This window comes from Pseudomonas sp. C9 (genome assembly GCF_002000165.1).
Taxonomy (GTDB): Bacteria; Pseudomonadota; Gammaproteobacteria; order Pseudomonadales; family Pseudomonadaceae; genus Aquipseudomonas.
This window is the reverse complement of record NZ_MPAK01000001.1, coordinates 5,654,479-5,671,814: the sequence shown is the minus strand read 5'-3', so window position 1 is coordinate 5,671,814 and position 17,336 is coordinate 5,654,479. Positions and strand designations below refer to the sequence as shown.

Below are 17,336 nucleotides of genomic sequence, written 5' to 3'. Positions count from 1 at the left end.
TCACAAGGTGTAACACGAGTTGACCACGCCGCCCGGCCAGGGCCACACAACCGGCTGAAACTTTTGCGTGAGGCCGCCGGTCACCTGATTATCACTTTCGGGAAGACGACCATGGCACGGGCAATCTGGAAAGGCGCAATCAGTTTCGGGCTGGTGCATATCCCTGTGGCGTTGGTCTCGGCGACATCCTCCCAAGGGGTGGATTTCGACTGGCTCGACAGCCGCAGCATGGAGCCGGTCGGGTACAAGCGTGTGAACAAGGTCACCGGCAAAGAAGTCACCAAGGAGCACATTGTCAAAGGTGTGCAATACGAAAAAGGTCGGTACGTGGTCCTCAGCGAAGAGGAAATCAAATCGGCGCACCCTTTATCCACCCAAACCATCGACATCTTTTCCTTTGTCGACCGTGAGCAGATCCCCCTGCAAAACATCGATACGCCCTACTACCTCGCCCCTGATAAACGCGGTGGCAAGGTGTACGCGCTGTTGCGCGAAACGTTGAGCAAAACCAATAAAGTCGCCCTCGCCCATGTAGTGCTGCACACACGTCAGCACCTGGCGGCGTTGATGCCGCTGGAGTCGGCAATGGTATTGGTGATGTTGCGTTGGCCCGCCGAAGTGCGCAGCCTCGATACGCTCGAGCTGGGCAGCGAGGTGACCAAGCCCGAACTGGCCAAGGGTGAACTCGATATGGCCAAACGCCTGGTGCAAGACATGAGCGCCGACTGGAAACCTGAGGACTACCGCGACAGCTTCGAAGACAAGATCATGGCGCTGGTCGAGAAAAAGGCCAATGAAGGCAAGATCGAGGATGTCGAGACAGCGACCGGTGAAGAGGCGCGCAAAACAGCGGATGTGATTGATCTGACCGAATTGCTTAAACGTAGCCTGGGTAGCAAGGGCAGCGCCAAAGCCAAACCGACGGCGCCGAAAAAAGCCACTAGGACTTCTCGTGGTTAGCCAGGCCTTCAGATCAGAAAAATCAGCACGAGCAACCCAGCAAAAATCGCCCACTTTTCCAGGTAGTAACGCTTGCGGTTGCGCTTTTTCAACGCTTTGCCACGCAGGCGGATTTTGTAGATCCGGTCGAACAGGCGGTTGATGCCGCCGGTCCTGTCACCCGCATCGTTTGGCGCACCGGCCGCCGACATCACGGTCCGGCTAAACCAGTCGTTGAACACTGCCGCCCAGCGATACTTCATCGGGCGCTCGATGTCGCAAAACAGAATGATGCGGTTTTTCTGCGTGGTGTTTTCGGCGTAATGAATGAAGGTTTCGTCGAACATCACCGCTTCGCCATCGCGCCAATGGTAGTTCTGGCCGTCGACATTGATGTAGCAACCGGCTTCGTTCGGCGTTTCCAGGCCCAAGTGATAACGGTAGGAACCGGCATAAGGATCGCGATGACGGACCAGCCTGGAACCCGGTGGCAGTTCTGCGAACATCGCGGCCTTGATCGAAGCGATGCCCTGGACCAATTCGGTGGTGCGCGGGCAGAGCTTCATCGCCGAAGGATGGCTGTCGCCGTACCATTTCAGGTAAAAACGTTTCCAGCCCGATTTGAAGAACGAGTTGAAGCCGACGTCGTTGTATTGATCAGAGCGTTTGATCTCTCCGGCTTTCAACAGGTTCTGGCCTTCGGCGCGGATGTCTTGCCAATGCGCCTGCAACGGGCTCAAATCCGGAAAATCAGCTGGATCCAGATACGGTTTGGTGGGGATTTTCGAAAACAGATACAAGAAGCAATTGAGTGGCGCCAGAAACGAAGAGTGATCACTCAACTGGCGGCCCAACCTGTGGCGCACGCGCCCACGCAAGTGCACGTATGCAATGGAGACCAGGTAAATAAAGGCAATGATCAGTTTCACAAAAACCATCACACGTTGGACGTGAAAACGAAACGGCGGCCCTGGTAGCATCGTCGCCAGGCATGTACCGGCTGTCGTTATCGTGTTGAAAAAATGCATTTTAGCCACTGGTCGTCACAAAAAGTTAGCTTCCAGCGGTGAAAATCTGTTGGTGGATACCGTCAATGCGATCGAGCGGGCTCAACGCCCTATCGTTTAAAGAGCCAGACCAGTACAATCGCCGCCAAACATTACGCGCCCCCCTTGGTTGATGACGGGAATGAACCCCGTCTCAGCGCACTTCGACTCGGGCCAAGCGCTCCATATGCTGCTGTCCACTTATTGCCAGATGGACCTTCCGCTTCTGACCGGGATGCATTTCCCGTGGTTTGAATACCGGAAACGGGTACTGAATCGGTACTGCCGCAACCCTAGCTACTCTGAATGCTTCGCAGGAAAAACCTTTGATCTCTACAGCTAACATCACGATGCAGTTCGGCGCCAAGCCGCTATTCGAAAACGTTTCGGTCAAGTTCGGCGCGGGTAACCGCTACGGCCTGATCGGCGCCAACGGTTGCGGCAAGTCGACTTTCATGAAAATCCTCGGTGGCGACCTCGAGCCGTCCGGCGGCCAGGTCATGCTCGAGCCGAACGTGCGTCTGGGTAAATTGCGCCAGGACCAGTTCGCCTACGAAGAATTCACCGTGATCGATACCGTGATCATGGGTCACGAAGAGCTGTGGAAGGTCAAGGCCGAGCGCGATCGCATCTACTCGCTGCCGGAAATGACCGAAGAAGACGGCATGGCCGTGGCCGAGCTGGAAACCGAATTCGCCGAAATGGACGGCTACACCGCCGAATCCCGTGCCGGCGAGCTGTTGCTGGGCCTGGGTATCGGCATCGAGCAACACTTTGGCCCGATGAGCGAGGTTTCCCCAGGCTGGAAACTGCGTGTATTGCTGGCTCAGGCGCTGTTCTCCGATCCTGAAGTGCTGTTGCTCGACGAACCGACCAACCACCTGGACATCAACACCATCCGCTGGCTGGAAAACATTCTGACCCAGCGCTCCAGCCTGATGATCATCATCTCTCACGACCGTCACTTCCTGAACAGCGTGTGCACCCACATGGCTGACCTGGATTACGGCGAGCTGCGTCTGTTCCCGGGCAACTACGACGAGTACATGACCGTAGCGACCCAGTCCCGCGAGCAACTGCTGTCGGACAACGCCAAGAAGAAGGCGCAGATCTCGGAACTGCAATCGTTCGTCAGCCGCTTCTCGGCCAACGCCTCGAAAGCCAAGCAGGCCACCTCCCGCGCCAAGGCAATCGACAAGATCCAGCTGGCCGAGGTCAAGCCTTCGAGCCGTGTGAGCCCGTTCATCCGTTTCGAACAAACCAAGAAGCTGCACCGTCAAGCAGTCATCGTCGAGCGCATGGCCAAAGGCTTCGACGGCAAGCCCCTGTTCAAGGACTTCAGCTTCCAGGTTGAAGCGGGCGAGCGCGTAGCGATCATCGGCCCGAACGGTATCGGTAAAACCACCCTGCTGCGCACCCTGGTCAACGAACTGACCCCGGATGCCGGTACTGTGAAGTGGACCGATGCCGCGGAACTGGGCTACTACGCCCAAGACCACGCGCACGACTTCGAAGACGACTGCAACCTGTTCGACTGGATGGGCCAGTGGACTCAGGGCGGCGAGCAAATCGTTCGCGGCACCCTCGGTCGCATGCTGTTCTCCAACGACGAGATCCTCAAGTCGGTCAAGGTCATCTCCGGTGGTGAGCAAGGTCGCATGCTGTTCGGCAAGCTGATCCTGCAAAAGCCGAACGTGCTGATCATGGACGAACCGACCAACCACTTGGACATGGAATCCATCGAGGCGCTGAACCTGGCGCTGGAAAACTACCCGGGCACGCTGATCTTCGTCAGCCACGACCGTGAGTTCGTATCGTCGTTGGCGACCCGCATTATCGAACTCAGCCCTAGCGGCGTGATCGATTTCAGCGGCACCTATGACGATTACCTGCGCAGCCAGGGTGTAGTGTTCTAAATAGCTGCCCTGCTTCAACTGAAAGCCCTGTCCTTGTGACGGGGCTTTTTGCATTTCATGGCCGGGGATTTTTCTGGTGCTGAAACCTTCGCGAGCAAGCCCGCTCCCACATTTGTCCGCATTCTTAAAGGGAGAACCCGGTCAAATGTGGGAGCGGGCTTGCTCGCGAAGGGGCCCGAAAAGACAAGTAAAAAAAGCCAGGCAAAATAGTTAGCCTGCTTCCTTTTATTCGCAGCCCACGCCATGATGCAGCTCTCCCACCGCCGCCCGCGAACGAGCCCCCATGTCTGCGCAGCAACAACCCCCGCAAAGCTCCCTGGCGATCACCCTGCAGATCGTCTCCATCGTTTTTTATACCTTTATTGCCTTCCTCTGCATCGGCCTGCCGATTGCGGTGTTGCCGGGCTATGTTCATGAACAACTGGGTTTCAGCGCGATCATCGCGGGGCTGACCATTGGCTCGCAATACCTGGCCACCCTGCTCAGCCGGCCGATGGCTGGGCGAATGTCGGACAGCATTGGCACCAAGCGGGCGATTGTCTATGGGTTGTCGGGGATTGTGCTGAGCGGCGTGTTGACGCTGATTTCGACGTTGCTGCAGAGCATGCCGCTGGTGAGTCTGTTGATCCTGATCGCCGGTCGCTTGCTGCTTGGGATCGCCCAGGGCCTGATCGGTGTCGGCACCATCAGTTGGTGCATGGGCCAGGTCGGGGCGGAGCACACCGCCCGCTCCATCTCCTGGAACGGCATCGCCTCCTACGGTGCCATCGCCATCGGCGCGCCGTTGGGGGTGGTGATGGTCGCCGAGTATGGTTTCGCCAGTTTGGGGATCGCGCTGTCGCTGTTGGCGCTCGCTGCGCTGCTGCTGATCCGCAACAAACCGTCGGTGCCGGTGATTCGTGGCGAGCGGCTGCCCTTTTGGGCGGTGTTCGGGCGCATCGCACCGTTTGGTGCGAGCCTGAGTCTGGCGTCCATCGGTTATGGCACGCTGACCACCTTTATTACCCTGTATTACGTCAGCCGTGGTTGGGCCGGTGCCGCGTATTGCCTCACCGTGTTCGGTGTCTGCTTTATTTTGGCGCGGCTGTTGTTCATCTCCAGCATCAGCCGTTTCGGCGGATTCACCTCGGCCATTGCCTGCATGAGCATTGAAACCGTGGGCCTGGTGCTGCTGTGGCTGGCGCCTTCGACGGGCTATGCGCTGATCGGCGCGGGCCTGACCGGTTTTGGCTTGTCGCTGGTCTATCCGGCGCTGGGGGTTGAAGCGATCAAACAGGTGCCCAACTCCAGTCGCGGCGCGGGTTTGAGTGCTTATGCGGTGTTTTTTGATCTGGCACTGGCCATCGCCGGGCCATTGATGGGCGCGGTGGCGTTGAACCTGGGGTATACGTGGATATTCTTTAGCGCGGCGTTGTTGTCGGTAACCGGGTTGGGTCTAACGCTGCTACTCAAACGCCGCGCAATGGCCTAGCCAACACTCAATCCTGTAGCAGCTGGCGAAGCCTGCGTCCGGCTGCGTAGCAGTCGCAAACCCTGACAACGCGGTCTACCTGAAACACCTTAGCGGCTGATTTTACGACTGCTGCGCAGCCGGACGCAGGCTTCGCCAGCTGCTACAGGGGTTGCGGTGTTCACTGATCCGCGGTTTGCAGACCTGCGCGGGTTGCGATGCCCAGGGTGCGGGAGAAGAATCGCCCGGCTTCGGAAATCATGTCGCGATGGATGCCTTCGCGGTCGACCCCATCGGCGTCGGTACACAGTGCTGGCATGGCAATGATCTGCTCTTCGTTGCACGGGGCCATGAACACGAAATGCCCCGCGCCGGCCAACAACTTGAAGTCGGGGGCAATCGGCAACTTGCGCGCAAGCGCCGCTGCGTTCTTGTCGAACGCGACCAGTTTGTCGCCGTCGCCGCTGTAAAGCAGCACCGGCACATGCACATCGGCCAGGGTGTGACGGCCGAACTTCAAGCTCAGCGGCGCCATCAATAGCAACGCATGCACGCGCGGGTCGGCCACGGGTTGAAGGTCATCGCGGTCGACGATCAATTCGCCCTGGGTGTTGCAGGCATCGCGGTCGTCCGGGCGCTCCTGGCAATAACGGCGCAGTCGATCCAGGTCAGGCGTGGCGCCGGACAGGATCAATGCCGTCTCACCGCCCGCCGAATAGCCAATCACCCCGACCTGATTGGCATTGACGAATGGCGCGAGCATGCGATCACCCAAGGTAGCGGTGATGGCTTCGGAAATCTGGATGGGTCGGCCGTAAAGGTTACTCAGCGTACCGAGGCGGCTGTGGTCTTTGGAGTTGTCGCCAGGATGGATCACCGCGACCACCACAAAACCTTTGCGCGCCAACGAGGTGGCGAGGTCGTGCAGGGCCAGCGGGGTTCCGGTGTTGCCGTGGGACAGCATCAGCATCGGGAAGCGCCCGATGGCAACAGCGCTGTCTTCGCCGGCTTCGACGGTGTAACCCTCGATTTTACTGGTGTGCTCCCTGTCACTGGAGGGATAGAACGCGATGGCGTGCATCGGTTGCAAATCGAGGGGGTCGAGAAAACTCATCTCATGGAAGCCGACGCTCCAGTGAGGATGTGGCGCAGGCGCGGCGTGCACTGAATTCAGGCTGCTGAGCAGGCAAAACAGTAACGTTGCACAAAGACGCACCATAAGGATGCCCCACCATTTTGTTACTTGACCGGAAAGCCCGTTCTCCTCGGATCATCGAGGCAGCGGCCTTGTACCAGCATTTGCGGCCAACAAGGTCATTGCAGAACGGGAACGTTAACCCGTTATTGCATAACCTGGGCCACAACCTGAAACGGCCAGAAACAAAAAACTCCGTATCTGGCACTTGCGCGACCAGAATACAGAGTTTTTTGGGGTATTGCCTGAGCAGTTTGCTGCCTTTACGCAAGCTTACGCGGCGGCGAACAATTGCTCGCTGATTTGCGCTTGAGCATCGCTCATGGCTTTGGTGCGAACTTCGTCACCGTAGGCCAGGCCGTGGGCGCGGACAAACTCGATGTCGGTGATGCCGATGAAGCCGAACAGCACTTTCAAGTACTCTTCGTGAGCCACACCCGTGGCCTGACCGGCATGCATGCCACCGGAAGTGGAAACGATCACGACTTTCTTGCCACCGCACAGGCCTTCAGGGCCGGCTTCGGTGTAACGGAAGGTCTGACCGGCAACGGCGATGCGATCGATCCAGGCCTTGAGTTGGGTCGGAACGGTGAAGTTGTACATCGGCGCGGCGATCACGACGGCATCTGCGGCGAGGAATTCGGCCAGGGTCTTGGCGCTCAGCTCGGCTTCGTGCTGTTGCGCGGCGTTGCGCAGTTCAGCGGTAGTACCGGCGGCGACCAAGGTCGTGGCGGAGAAATGGCTGATGGCATCGGCGGCCAGGTCGCGGTAGGTGACCACGGCGTTGGGCTCTGCAGTTTGCCAGGCTTTAACGACTTCGCTGCTCAGCAGACGGGAAGCCGAGTTGTCACCAAGAATGCTTGAATCGATATGCAACAGTTTCATGTGGGATCTCCAGGTGAGGATCGCCACGGGGCGATCTGATGGAGAGAATCCTACAGGCGAAACCAATAGCTGATTAGACTGCAACAATGCGATAGTTCGTCCCACTGATAGAACAGTCGAGCAACTGTCATGCAAGACCTCAATGATCTCTACTATTTTGCCAAGGTGGTTGAAGCCGGCGGCTTCGCGGCGGCAGGTCGCGTGCTCGGGATTCCCAAATCCCGCTTGTCGCGCCGGATTGCCGAGCTGGAAGAACGCCTGGGCGCGCGCCTGCTGCAACGCACCACTCGGCAACTCAAGCTGACGGCGGTGGGCGAGCGTTACTTGCGCCACTGTCAGGCGATGCTGCTGGAAGCCGAAATGGCCGATGAAGCGGTCGCCAGCATGTCCAGCGAACCGCGCGGGCGGTTGCGGGTGTCCTGTCCCGTCGGCCTGGCGCATGAAATGCTGCCGACGGTCATTGCCCGATTTCTGGACAAATACCCGCAGGTACAACTGGAAGTCATGCTGCTCAATCGCCGGGTCGACCTGGTGACTGAAGGCGTCGATGTCGCCTTGCGCGTGCGTGAACTGGGCGACGAAGATCCGTTGCTGGTGACCCGTCGCCTGCGCCAGGCACAAATGGCCATGGTCGCCACCCCGGATTTTTTGCACGGACGTGAAATCAACCAGCCCGAAGACCTCAGAAACCTGCCGGTGCTGGGCGCCCTCGAAGCCGACCGCATGGTGCATATCCGCCTGCTCGATCTCCAGGGAAAAAGCGTCGAGCTGAGCCTGGAAGCGCGATTGGGTATCGATGACTTCATAGTGCGCAAGGCCTGCACCCTCGCCGGCCAGGGCTTTACCCTGCTGCCCATGATGTATTGCGAGCAAGAGCTGGAAGCCGGTTCGCTAGTCCAATTGCTGCCCGACTGGTCATTGCCTGGCGGCTGGCTACAAGCGGTCTACCCTCATCGGCGCGGGGTGATGCCGGCGGTTCGCGCCTGGCTCGACCATTTGATCGAATCATTCAATGCCTGTGGGGACCGACTGATATGAAGGCTGGACGTATGAGCGAAGAGGATGTCGCGCAGTTCTGTCTCGCGCTGCCGGGTGCGCGGGAAGACTATAAATGGGGTGGTGTGCGGGTGTTTTCGATTGCCGGAAACAAAATGTTCGCGTTGCAGAACCTGCGCGGCGACTCCCTGGCCTTCAAGGTCGACAAGGACCTGTTCCTGGGGCATTGCGACCGACCGGGCATCCACCCGGCTCCCTATCTGGCGAGAGCCCAGTGGATCATCATGCAAACACCCTACCCGCTGGGCGCCGAAGAGCTGCAGGGCTTGTTGCAACGTTCCCACCAACTGGTGGTGAGCAAGTTGCCCAAGCGTACCCAGGTTGGATTGCTGCTTTAAAACAGTGCCAACAGGTGGGCGCCGAGGAACAGCTGATCGATCCAAAACACCTGATGCAACAGCACAATCAGCCAGAACAACAGCTGAAACGAGACTTTGCGAGTCTTGTGCCGGAACACTTGCTGAGCCAGCAACGCGCCAGGCCAGCCGCCGGCCAGTTCGACCGCATGCAAGACGTTTTCCGGCGTGCGCCAGGTATCGGCGCGGGCCTTGCGCTTGTCACTCCAGTACAGGAAAAACGCCAGCACACTGACGCCCCCATACGCCGCCAGCGGAATCAATGACACCCCGCGCAGCCAGAGCAAAACCGACCCTGCCAACGGCAACGCGCACAGCGCTGCAAAAACCAGCAGCTTGAGTCGTAGATGCTGAATGTGCTCGCCCCCGGACCTGCGCCCGGGGTTGTGGCGCGTGCCGGCGTCACTCATGGCTTGGCCGCGGACCAGTCGACCCAACCAAATTGCCAAGTGGCCAGAATGATCAGGCCGAACACGATGCGATACCAGGCGAACGCCGCGTAGCTGTGGCTGGCGATGAACTTGAGCAAGCCACGGACCGCGATCATGGCGAAGATGAACGCCGTGACGAAACCAATCGCGAACACCGGGAAATCCGCAGGCACGAACAGGTGACGGTATTTGAAGCCCGAGTACACCGCCGCAGCGACCATGGTCGGCATCGCCAGGAAAAACGAGAACTCGGTAGCGGTCTTGCGCGACAGGCCAAACAGCAACCCGCCGATGATGGTCGACCCGGAACGCGATGTACCTGGAATCATTGCCAGGCACTGAGCGAAACCGACTTTCAACGCATCTTGCCAAGTAATCTCGTCAACGGTTTCGGCGTGCACTTCGTGTTGGCGCTTCTCGGCCCACAACATGATGATCCCGCCCACAACCAGCGCGGTGGCGACAGTAATCGGGTTGAACAGGTAGTGGTGAATCAAGTCGGAGAAAATCACCCCCAACACCACGGCTGGCATGAATGCGATCAGCAGATTGGCCGTGAATCGACGAGCGCTCGGTTGGGTCGGCAACCCCGTGACCACATCGAGAATCTTGCGGCGAAATTCCCACACCACCGCCAGGATCGCGCCCAATTGAATAATGATGTTGAACGCGATAGCGCGTTCACCACCGAAGTCGAGCAAGTCGGCCACGATGATTTGGTGCCCGGTACTGGAAATGGGCAGAAACTCCGTCAGCCCTTCTACTACGCCAAGTATCAATGCCTGAAAGGCGGTCCAAAGATCCATCAATCCCCCAAGAAGCGATGCCCCCAGGCATGCCCCGTTAGTTTTTTAAAACGTTCATTGCGCTGAGCGTAGTTGAAGTTCCGCGCGCACAGGATCCAGACGAAACCGTAAAAATTCCGTGAAAAGCTGCAAGGATTCAGGTTTTTCCGCGCGGGGCCGAAATCCTATCAGACATGCCTTTATAACGCTGCCGCGGAATAGGACTTGGGTCGCATATGCCCGACCGGCAAAGCGTGGTTGGATGCTGGCAATCGTTTATTACAAGAAAAAGAAATCGGAGTGACAGCGTTATGAACAGCTTACGCAGTGTGTCGATCAGCCGGCGCTTGTGGCTCATCTTGATCGTGTCGGTGGTGATGCTACTGACATTGGGCATGCTGATGCTCAAGCAGATTCACGACGACCTTTATCAGGCCAAGGCCCAGAAAACCCAGCACGTCGTGCAGACCGCCAGCGGCATTCTGAATTACTACCATGACCTGGAGACTGCGGGCACCCTCACCCGTGAGGCCGCCCAAAAGCAGGCGCTGACGGCGGTTCGCGGGTTGCGCTATGACCAGAATGACTACTTCTGGATCAACGACCTGACGCCGGTGATGATCATGCACCCGGCCAATCCCAAACTCGACGGTCAGAACCTGTCGGCCATTCGTGACCCGGACGGATTCGCGGTGTTTAACGAAATGGTCGCCGTGGCCAAAGCTAAGGGCGCCGGCGTGGTCAATTACCGCTGGCCGAAACCAGGCGCCAGTGCTCCGGTAGAAAAAACCTCCTACGTCAAACTCTTCGAACCCTGGGGCTGGGTGATTGGGTCGGGCGTGTACATCGATGACATGCAGGCGGAGTTTTATGGCCAGGTCTGGAAGGCGACGTCCCTCGGCGTGGTGATTGCCCTGGTGATGGCCCTGCTGGTCATGCTGATTGCGCGCAGTATCGTGCGTCCGCTCCAGGAAACGGTGAATGCCATGGCCAATATCGCCAGCGGGGAAAGTGACCTGACCCGCAGCCTAGAAACCCATGGCAACGACGAGGTGGCGCAATTGGCGCGACACTTCAATGCCTTTACCAGCAAGTTGCGCCAGGTCATTACCCAATTGCAGGTGTCCGCCAGTGACCTGGGGCAATCGTCCAGTGACTTGGGCAATGACGCCACCCAGGCCCAGCAGCGCAGTCAGCAGCAATCACAGCAAATGGAGCTGGTGGCCACAGCGATCAACGAAGTGACCTACGGCGTACAGGATGTGGCCAAGAACGCCGAGCATGCGGCCAGCGAGATGCGCGATGCCGAGTCTCAGGCGCAGCAGGGACAGATCAACATTGACGGAAGCTTGCAGCAGATCGACAAACTGTCCGGCACCATCGATCAAGCCGTGGAAGTGATTCGTACCCTGGCCACAGAAAGCACGCAGATCGGCAGCGTCCTGGAGGTGATCCGTTCCATCGCCGAACAAACCAACCTGCTCGCCCTCAACGCTGCCATCGAGGCTGCGCGGGCCGGTGAACAGGGGCGTGGTTTTGCGGTGGTGGCCGATGAAGTGCGCCTGTTGGCCCAGCGCACGCAGAAGTCGACAGCGGAGATCCAGTCGATGATCGAGCGCCTGCAAAACCACTCGGAAGCGGCGGTCAAGGTTATCGGCGACAGTAGCCGGGCATCGCAACTGACCATTGAACAGGCCGGGCTGGCCGGTGCGAGTTTAACGGCAATCGGCCAGGCATTACGTAACCTCAACGGGTTGAACGCATCGATCGCCAGTGCGACGTTGCAGCAAGCCCATGTGGTGGAAGACATCAATCAGAACGTGACCCAGGCTGCACAGTTGTCCCACAGCACCGCGCTGGCGGCGCAACAATCGAGCGTGGCCAGTGTGCGATTGAAAGACCTGAGCGAACAGTTGAACGGGTTGCTCAAGCAATTTCGCGTGTAACCCCCCCTGTAGCAGCTGTCGAGCAGCGCGAGGCTGCGGGCGGCTGCGGGCGGTGACGAAGTCGTCGTAAACCTGCGAACGCGGCTGTCCTGACACGTTGTGGGGCCCCGGACGCAGCCTCGCGCTGCTCGACAGCTGCTACAGCGCTGGTTCTACTTGGCGGCGGCTGCCGGTACAATCCGCCCCCACTTCGCTTTCCCAAGGAACCTCCATGTCCGGGCTTGAACTGTTTGCCGCTGCCCTCGGTGTAATCGCCGTCTGGCTGACCGTCAAACAGAACCCCTGGTGCTGGCCGATCGGTCTGGTCATGGTGCTGCTTTATAGCTGGATCTTTTTTGAGGTAAAGCTGTATTCAGACATGCTCCTGCAAGTGATCTACGCCGCGCTGCAACTCTATGGCTGGTGGCAATGGACCCGCGCAGGCGAGGCGAAAACCGGTCGGCAGGTCAGTCGCCTCGATGGCAAGTCGGTAGCCCTTGGCCTTGCGGTCGGCGCGCTGGGCAGTGCGCTGTTGGGCGCCGCCATGGCGCACTGGACCGATGCCGCCCAGCCTTGGCTCGACGCCGCACTGACCGGCTTCAGCCTGGTTGCACAGATGTGGATGGCGCAAAAACGCGTGCAATGCTGGCCACTGTGGATTGCCGTCGATGTGGTTTTCGTCGGGCTGTTTATCTACAAAGGCATGTACATCACCTGTGCCCTCTATGCACTGTTCCTGCTGCTGGCAGTGCAAGGCTGGCGTGAATGGCGGGCCGACCCGGCGCTACGCACATGAAGGTGCTGGTGCTGACGGGGCCCGAATCCAGCGGCAAGAGCTGGCTGGCGGCCGAGTTACAAGGTCATTTTGGCGGCGTGCGAGTCGATGAATTCGTGCGTTGGTTCATCGAACAAAATCCCCGCGACACCTGCCTGGGCGATATTGCTGAGATCGCCCGTGGCCAGTTGCAATGGGAAGATGAAGCACGTTCCCGACAGCCTCGACTTTTAATTCTCGACACCCATTTGCTGAGCAATATCCTGTGGAGCAACACCTTGTTTGGCGACTGCCCTGCATGGCTTGAGCCCGCGTTGCTGGCCCGCCATTACGATCTGCACCTGCTGCTGTCACCGGAGCAGGTCGAGTGGACGGACGACGGCCAGCGTTGTCAGCCCGAACTGAGTGAGCGCCTGGCATTTTTCACGTCGACCCAGACCTGGCTCGAACAACACTGCCAGCCGTTTCAGATTATTCAGGGAAGCTGGACACAACGGCGGTTTCAGGCGATTGAAGCGGTGAGCCACCTGCTGGATTGCTGAGCCTTCATTGGGGTGATTTCCCCAGTGATTCCCCCTGTTTTGGGGAAAAGGTGTCCACTCCTGAAACACTCATCTGCCCGCAAACAGGCTGTTTCAGCGCTCTTCATCATCTTGTCATGGTGCTTGTTAAACCGTTGAAACACATCAGCGCAAACCCCCGTGCTAGAGCTTTGCGTCGGGATTAGTCAGTAAAACCTCGCCCTGGCTGTCTCACGCATGAAACAGCAAACGTATCGCTCACTTCTCAAAAACGGCTAACTCATTGAATTAAAACAACAATTAAAAAGCGGCACAGCTTTCGCTCTCTCCTTCCCAACGCTGACTAGGGCCAGCCCACAAAAGAAGGAATTGCTGCCGTGGGGACATTCAATAAAGGCATTTCATACCTGTTGCTGATCGGATGTGCCGCCAGTTCGGTACTCAGCCTGAACGCTCAGGCCGATGGCAATGGCGTCATTACTCTCAAGCGCGATGTCCAGCCTATCCCCATTGGCCGTAACGGCGGCAAAGACCCCTATCCAACCACGGTCAATGCCAACCCTTCGGAACGCATCAATACAACCATGACCAACACTGAGTTGAGCGACGGTGAGTTCGCCAGCGTGGCCAGTGGTTCATCCATTCGCGGCAACATCAATCCAACCACGAACAGCATGCCTGGCCTTAACGTCGTCACCAACCCCAACGGCATGCCTGGTATGAGCGCCGGTCACGGTGGTGGCAGTGGTGCCGCGATTTCCGGAACCATCAATCGGGCAATGAGCTCCGGCCTGGCCCCACTGACCAGAATGGCCGGAGGTCAATGACATGAATCGCAGCCTCATTTTCCTCGCCCTGTTCGCCAGCGCAAGCGCCATGGCCGACTCCGGCGTCGCCAGCATGAACAACGCCAACATCCAGGATTCCGGCGTCCAGTACAAAGGCAACTTCAACGTCAACCAGGCGGCCGGGGATCAGTTGCAACAAACCAACACCCGGGCTATCGCCATCGGCACCAATGCCGGCGCGTCCACCCACATCAACCAGAAAATCGATACCCCCGCCAACCCTTCGATGAACGCTACATCCACGATCGGTGGCACCTCTTTCAGTAATGGCAACGGTGTACTGGGCGTTAACCAGAGCGCCGGGGCCAACAACCAAATGGCCAACGCAATGCGCGTCAGCATCAGTGCTGCACCGCAGAGCGTCGACGATAGCGCCCTGTCCCAGCAGAACGTGGCGTTGTTACCAAACTCAGGAGCAACTGGACCCCAAACCGGCAGTCGCCAGGTCGTTACCAGCGACCAGGCCTTCACCGGCAGCCGGGGGATTATCCAGGTGAACCAGAGTGCTGGGGTGGGGAACCGAATGGCTAACACCCTCAGCATCCGGGTCGCTGACTGACCCAAACGCAGTGCGATTAGAAAGTACCAACACTTAACCAACTAATAAGCACGGAGAAACACCATGAAACCTACAATGGCCTTAAAACCACTGGTTTTCGCTCTCGCAGCAGTGATGGCAATCGCAGCACAAGCAGGCGGTCGTGATGATGATCACGGTCATGGCAACGGTCACGGCAACGGGCATAACAACCATCAGCCTAAGCACCCTACTTTTGAAGAAATGCTTTCAATCTCTGCCGGTGCCGGCGCCACTGTGATGGACCAACAGGACAGCAGTGACAACGGGGTATTGAACCAAGGCACCAAAAACGACGCTAGAGCTGACAGCTCGTTGAATAACTCCAACGGCAACATGGGCGCCAACGTTGCAGCCGGTGACGGCAACCAACAAGACAACGCCGCCGCTTTGGCCACTGCTGACGAAAGCTTTATCTTCGGTTCCGCAGTCGCTATTTCCAGCGCGACTCAAAACAACACCGGCAACACCGTTCTCAACTACTCTAATACCAACAACGCAAACCTGAACAACGCAGGCAACAGTGGTTCCGGCAACATCGGCATCAACGTAACCGCCGGCGATTTCAACCAACAGAAAAACAACCTGGCCATTGCTGTATCCGGCGGTCGTGTAGCCGCAGCAGCCGCTGAAGCTAACCAAACCTCCAGTGGTCTTTCCGTGTCTAACTATGGCACTCAGACCTACAAGAAAGACGAGCTCAAAGGCACCTTCCATGCTGCTGGCGGGTTTGTAGCAGCAGGCAAAGCAGTGTCTAAACCTGCTGATGATGATCATGATCATGGCCATGGTAATGACAACAGAGGGGGCGGTCATGGTGGCGGTCACGACGATGGCACAGTCAAATCTGACTTCGTTGCAGTCGGCGTATTCGGCCTGGCCGGTGTTACCACTCAACAAGTGCTGACCCCAGACGGCTGGAAAAACCCTGTGACCAACAATGCTGCAATGACCAACTCGATGAACAACTTCTCCGGTAATGGCGGAGCCAACGTATCGGCCGGTAACGGCAACCAACAAAGCAACTCGCTGTCCATCGCCGCAGGTTGCAAAGCCTGCCTGTAATCGCGATCGCAATGAAAGCCCCGGAAACGGGGCTTTTCCACAGTCCGCAAAGGCGTAATCGATCATGCGCAAGACTGCCCTTTTCGCCCTACTCTGCCTGTCTGGCCTGACTCAGGCCGCACAGATGCCAGTGGCCGCCCTGCCTGGTGGCGTGCTGGTCTATAAGCAGGTACAGAGTTTGCGTGAGCGCAAGTTTGCCGACATCGTCGAACAGAAAACCGATTTCAGCTGCGGCGCCGCCGCACTGGCCACGGTGTTACGCCAGGCTTATTGGCTCGACGTCGATGAGGAGCACATCATCAAAGGCATGCTGGTCAACGCTGACCAGAACCTTGTTCGTACTCAAGGTTTCTCCATGCTGGACATGAAGCGCTACATAGAAAGCATCGGCATGCGCGCCAGAGGCTACAAGATCCCACCTGAAAAGCTCGATGCAGTAACGATTCCGGTGGTGGTACTGATGGAAATTCGCGGATACAAGCATTTCGTGGTGATGCAGCGTGCGGACAAGCAATGGGTCTACATCGGCGACCCGGTACTCGGACACAAACGCTACTCCCATGATGACTTTGTCAAAGGTTGGAACGGCATAGTCTTCGCTATCGTAGGTCCCGGTTACGACAAAACAAATGCATTACGCAGTCCACCGGTACCGCTGACAGCCAAGAACAAGCTGGATACCTTCAACCCTGTCAGAGATGCTGAGTTGATGGATTTTGGTTTCATACAGAGCGACTTCTTCTAATCGCCAAATGATGATATTGGAGCAGGATGCTCCGGGAGCAGCAGATGAAAACCTCATACTGGCTGGCCGCTGTTTGTCTGGCAGCGAGCGCATCAGGCTATGCCAATGGATTCAAGCCCATCGAAATAAAGGATCAGGAACTCGCCCAGTTGCGCGGTCGTTATGTGATGCCGGGCCGTATTATCAGCTTCGGCGTTGTAATGAGCAGTACCTGGCGCAATGCCAGTGGTGACGTCATCGGGGCGGCGACGTCCATGCAGATCCAGGCAGCAACGATCAAACCCGAATTCTATGTATCAACCATCAAACAATCAGGTAATTCCGGTCCTGGTGGTACACCTGAACAAGGCACCGGCAATGTAGTCGGCGGCGCGGGACTCGCCACCAGCCAGGGCATTACCCAAAGCGTGCGTGCAGCTGGCGATAGCAACACCGCTTACAACAACGTTTCGATCGATGTGAAGGAAGCTAACCAGGCACCGGCGCTTGTACCGGGGCAGGGCCAGGCTTTGCTGGCCGGGCAAACGATCAGCGGCAGCAACGCCGCCGGTAGCGTGGCAGTGACTGCCACTGGGGGTGGCGTTCAAATGGCCATCACTGCCAACAACAATCAAGGCAACGCTTTGCAGCAAGTGGCCCAGGGAGGATTACTACAAAACACCCGGCTGCTGGGCAACAGCAACCTGGTCAACAACCTTACCCAACTCAACGTAGTACTCAATAATAATGGCCCGAGTGCTGGCGCATTGGACTGCAACCTGACCCAACTTAACGCCCTCCGTACCTTGGGATATTGAACTACGCTCAGTCTCGATCATTGG

18 protein-coding genes are annotated in these 17,336 nt (G+C 57.9%); 13 read left to right on the top strand and 5 right to left on the bottom strand.

Annotation, left to right across the window (positions count from 1 at the left end; all coding sequences use genetic code 11):
- Positions 1-111: 111 nt before the first annotated feature.
- On the top strand, positions 112-960 hold the full coding sequence (locus tag BMS17_RS26455) for a Ku protein (RefSeq protein WP_077432120.1): 849 nt from the start codon (positions 112-114) through the stop codon (positions 958-960).
- Positions 961-968: 8 nt separating this feature from the next.
- Here the strand turns inward: BMS17_RS26455 and lpxO are convergent, their stop codons facing one another.
- Positions 969-1,868, bottom strand: a complete 900-nt coding sequence (gene lpxO, locus BMS17_RS26450) for a lipid A hydroxylase LpxO (protein WP_077432225.1) — start codon at positions 1,866-1,868, stop codon at positions 969-971.
- A gap of 443 nt (positions 1,869-2,311) precedes the next feature.
- Between lpxO and BMS17_RS26445 the strand changes: the two genes are divergently transcribed.
- Positions 2,312-3,901 carry an ABC-F family ATPase gene (locus BMS17_RS26445; protein ID WP_010460520.1) on the top strand — a complete coding sequence of 530 codons (1,590 nt, stop codon included), beginning with the start codon at positions 2,312-2,314 and terminating at the stop codon, positions 3,899-3,901.
- A gap of 283 nt (positions 3,902-4,184) precedes the next feature.
- Positions 4,185-5,372, top strand: a complete 1,188-nt coding sequence (locus BMS17_RS26440; RefSeq protein WP_046033111.1) for an MFS transporter — start codon at positions 4,185-4,187, stop codon at positions 5,370-5,372.
- Positions 5,373-5,532: 160 nt separating this feature from the next.
- On the opposite strand, the gene BMS17_RS26435 is transcribed toward BMS17_RS26440, so the two are convergent.
- Positions 5,533-6,570 (bottom strand): dienelactone hydrolase, encoded by a 1,038-nt coding sequence (locus BMS17_RS26435; RefSeq protein ID WP_046033110.1) that lies wholly within the window; start codon positions 6,568-6,570, stop codon positions 5,533-5,535.
- 249 nt (positions 6,571-6,819) lie between these two features.
- Positions 6,820-7,431 carry an FMN-dependent NADH-azoreductase gene (locus BMS17_RS26430; RefSeq protein WP_046033109.1) on the bottom strand — a complete coding sequence of 204 codons (612 nt, stop codon included), beginning with the start codon at positions 7,429-7,431 and terminating at the stop codon, positions 6,820-6,822.
- 129 nt (positions 7,432-7,560) lie between these two features.
- On the opposite strand from BMS17_RS26430, the gene BMS17_RS26425 reads away from it, so the two are divergent.
- Together BMS17_RS26425 and BMS17_RS26420 are read left to right on the top strand one after the other, a co-directional pair.
- Positions 7,561-8,469 (top strand): LysR substrate-binding domain-containing protein, encoded by a 909-nt coding sequence (locus BMS17_RS26425; RefSeq protein ID WP_046033108.1) that lies wholly within the window; start codon positions 7,561-7,563, stop codon positions 8,467-8,469.
- Complete coding sequence (locus BMS17_RS26420) at positions 8,466-8,825, top strand: MmcQ/YjbR family DNA-binding protein (RefSeq protein ID WP_046033107.1); 360 nt, start codon at positions 8,466-8,468, stop codon at positions 8,823-8,825. Before BMS17_RS26425 ends, BMS17_RS26420 begins: the two co-directional genes overlap by 4 nt.
- Here the strand turns inward: BMS17_RS26420 and BMS17_RS26415 are convergent.
- The gene (locus BMS17_RS26415) at positions 8,822-9,253 is read right to left on the bottom strand and encodes a DUF1294 domain-containing protein (protein WP_046033106.1); all 432 of its coding nucleotides are present in this window, start codon (positions 9,251-9,253) and stop codon (positions 8,822-8,824) included. The genes BMS17_RS26420 and BMS17_RS26415 overlap by 4 nt on opposite strands.
- Entirely contained in the window at positions 9,250-10,080 is an 831-nt protein-coding gene (locus tag BMS17_RS26410; protein ID WP_077432119.1) for an undecaprenyl-diphosphate phosphatase, read from the bottom strand. The genes BMS17_RS26415 and BMS17_RS26410 overlap by 4 nt, the downstream gene beginning before the upstream one ends.
- Positions 10,081-10,370: 290 nt before the next feature.
- Here BMS17_RS26410 and BMS17_RS26405 point away from each other — a divergent pair, with 290 nt between their 5' ends.
- The 8 genes from BMS17_RS26405 to BMS17_RS26370 all read left to right on the top strand — a co-directional run bounded on the left by BMS17_RS26405 (position 10,371) and on the right by BMS17_RS26370 (position 17,312).
- Complete coding sequence (locus BMS17_RS26405) at positions 10,371-12,005, top strand: methyl-accepting chemotaxis protein (RefSeq protein ID WP_046033104.1); 1,635 nt, start codon at positions 10,371-10,373, stop codon at positions 12,003-12,005.
- A gap of 211 nt (positions 12,006-12,216) precedes the next feature.
- On the top strand, positions 12,217-12,780 hold the full coding sequence (gene pnuC, locus BMS17_RS26400; RefSeq protein ID WP_046033103.1) for a nicotinamide riboside transporter PnuC: 564 nt from the start codon (positions 12,217-12,219) through the stop codon (positions 12,778-12,780).
- Entirely contained in the window at positions 12,777-13,301 is a 525-nt protein-coding gene (locus tag BMS17_RS26395) for an AAA family ATPase (protein ID WP_046033102.1), read from the top strand. The genes pnuC and BMS17_RS26395 overlap by 4 nt, the downstream gene beginning before the upstream one ends.
- Before the next feature lie 356 nt (positions 13,302-13,657).
- Complete coding sequence (locus BMS17_RS26390; RefSeq protein ID WP_046033101.1) at positions 13,658-14,107, top strand: hypothetical protein; 450 nt, start codon at positions 13,658-13,660, stop codon at positions 14,105-14,107.
- Position 14,108: 1 nt separating this feature from the next.
- Positions 14,109-14,687, top strand: coding sequence for a hypothetical protein (locus BMS17_RS26385; protein ID WP_046033100.1), 579 nt, complete (start codon positions 14,109-14,111; stop codon positions 14,685-14,687).
- 63 nt (positions 14,688-14,750) lie between these two features.
- Positions 14,751-15,770, top strand: coding sequence for a hypothetical protein (locus BMS17_RS26380; RefSeq protein WP_046033099.1), 1,020 nt, complete (start codon positions 14,751-14,753; stop codon positions 15,768-15,770).
- Between the two features lie 64 nt (positions 15,771-15,834).
- Positions 15,835-16,515, top strand: a complete 681-nt coding sequence (locus BMS17_RS26375) for a C39 family peptidase (RefSeq protein ID WP_046033098.1) — start codon at positions 15,835-15,837, stop codon at positions 16,513-16,515.
- 44 nt (positions 16,516-16,559) lie between these two features.
- Positions 16,560-17,312, top strand: coding sequence for a hypothetical protein (locus BMS17_RS26370; protein WP_046033097.1), 753 nt, complete (start codon positions 16,560-16,562; stop codon positions 17,310-17,312).
- Positions 17,313-17,336: the final 24 nt, after the last annotated feature.